The sequence below is a fragment of the Catenibacterium sp. co_0103 genome, assembly GCF_004168205.1.
GTDB classification, from domain to species: domain Bacteria; phylum Bacillota_I; class Bacilli_A; order Erysipelotrichales; family Coprobacillaceae; genus Catenibacterium; species Catenibacterium mitsuoka_A.
Genome location: NZ_RCYB01000199.1, coordinates 1 through 1,385, shown reverse-complemented (window position 1 = coordinate 1,385; position 1,385 = coordinate 1). Strand labels below are relative to the sequence as shown.

At 36.1% G+C, this 1,385-nt stretch carries 1 protein-coding gene; it reads right to left on the bottom strand.

Annotated features, from left to right (window positions below):
• Window positions 1-100: 100 nt before the first annotated feature.
• Window positions 101-1,219 carry an ATP-dependent 6-phosphofructokinase gene (locus tag EAI80_RS13115; RefSeq protein ID WP_129982386.1) on the bottom strand — a complete coding sequence of 373 codons (1,119 nt, stop codon included), beginning with the start codon at window positions 1,217-1,219 and terminating at the stop codon, window positions 101-103.
• Window positions 1,220-1,385: the final 166 nt, after the last annotated feature.

Genomic DNA, 1,385 nt, shown 5'->3' with positions numbered 1-1,385 from the left:
AAGAAATAAGGGGTGAGATTCACCCCTTACTGCGTAATAATTAAAATTTAGGAAACCCCTAGTTATTTTAAATTACCCTAAATGTAAGGTCCTTGTCTTATTATTCATCACCAAATGATACGCCCATAGCCTTAGCAGCCTGAACAAGATCTCCATTAGGATCAACAAGCTTCTGCTTACCAAATTTCGCATCACCAATTACTTCTTCAAGTGAAGTATATTCCATGTTGCCACCCTTTAATGATACAACATTTCCAAATAAGCCTTCATCAATCATAGCACATGCCTTATTACCAAATCTGATAGATAGAATTCTATCATATGCATCAATATCACCACCACGGATAATATGACCCGGATTGACAGAACGTACTTCATGATTAGGAATGACTTTTTCTAGATCATCAGCCACCTTTGCAGCAAGTCCAGAATAACGAATTGGGTCTGGTGAATCTTCTACAATCTTACCGATTGACTTTGTACCATCCGCATACTTAGCACCTTCAGCTACTGCAATAACAGTATATGGAAGACCTGCTTCATCACGTTTCTTAACTGCTTTCGCAATATTTTCAATAGTAAATGGAATTTCAGGAATTAATACAACACCTGCATTACCTGCAAGACCTGCATATAATGAAATCCATCCAGCTTCTCTACCCATTAATTCACAGCAGATGACACGATGATGTGATTTTGCAGTAGTCTGAAGACGATCTATGAATTCAGTACCAACACTCATCGCACTGATGAAACCATATGTTAAATCTGTAGAAGTAAGGTCATTATCCATAGTCTTTGGTACACCAATGACATTGACACCTTTTCTGCTGAAGTCTCTAGCACTTGTTAATGTACCATCGCCACCTAACACAACTAATACATCAACACCATCTTTCTTAAGATTTTCAACGCCTACATCACTGACGTCTTTTCTTACTTTTCCACCATTTCCATCATCTACAAGATAATCGAATAGGTTATCCTTATTAGAACTATAAAGAATAGTTCCACCTTCCTTATATATATCCTCTACCTTGTCTACAGTTAATTCTACATAATTATTATTATACAATCCACGATAACCATATACAAAACCAATAACTTCCCAATTATATTTTTCAATCGCAATCTTAGTGATTGTTCTGATTACCGCATTTAAGCCTGGACAATCTCCTCCGCCAGATAATAGCGCAATTTTTTTAACTTTTAAATTCATGATATTTCCTCCTTATGCAAATCCCACTCTCTATTATAAATTAAACTGTTAGCGTTTTCAATATAAATATGAAGCGCTTACATATAGGTATAGGGTAGACAGGAAATAATATCAATACTGAGATTAATTATTATTTCTGTGCCTCCCGTTGCACCGTACGTACGGG